This window comes from Collinsella aerofaciens, from assembly GCF_018785265.1.
Classification (GTDB): domain Bacteria; phylum Actinomycetota; class Coriobacteriia; order Coriobacteriales; family Coriobacteriaceae; genus Collinsella; species Collinsella aerofaciens_AI.
Genome location: NZ_WQPK01000059.1, coordinates 1 through 309, shown reverse-complemented (window position 1 = coordinate 309; position 309 = coordinate 1). Strand labels below are relative to the sequence as shown.

General features: G+C 74.1%; 1 pseudogene. It reads left to right on the top strand.

The annotated features are described in order from the left end of the window. Nucleotides 1-309 (top strand): annotated as a pseudogene (locus tag GPK42_RS09895) (hypothetical protein); the annotation flags it as partial.

The following is a 309-nucleotide window of genomic DNA, read 5'->3' as shown; positions in this document are numbered from 1 at the left end:
GCGTGGATGATCCCCGCAGGGCTCTTCCTCACGGCGCGGCTCGGCATGCTCGCGGGCATCTTCTGCCCGCTCGCCGCGCAGCTCATGGGTGGTTTCGCCTGGTCGCTGATGCCGCTGCCGCAGCTCTTTCCGCCGTCGGCGAGCATGGTCATCCCCACGAGCTTCATCCCCGTGCTGCCGAGCGGCGAGCCACTCGCGGCGGACGTGGCGCTCGGCGGGGCGCTCGCGGCGGACGGCATGCTCACACTGGCGGGCCTTGCGGTCTGCGCGCTCGCGTTCGCCGCGCTCACGGCGGCGGGCGCGGCCTGG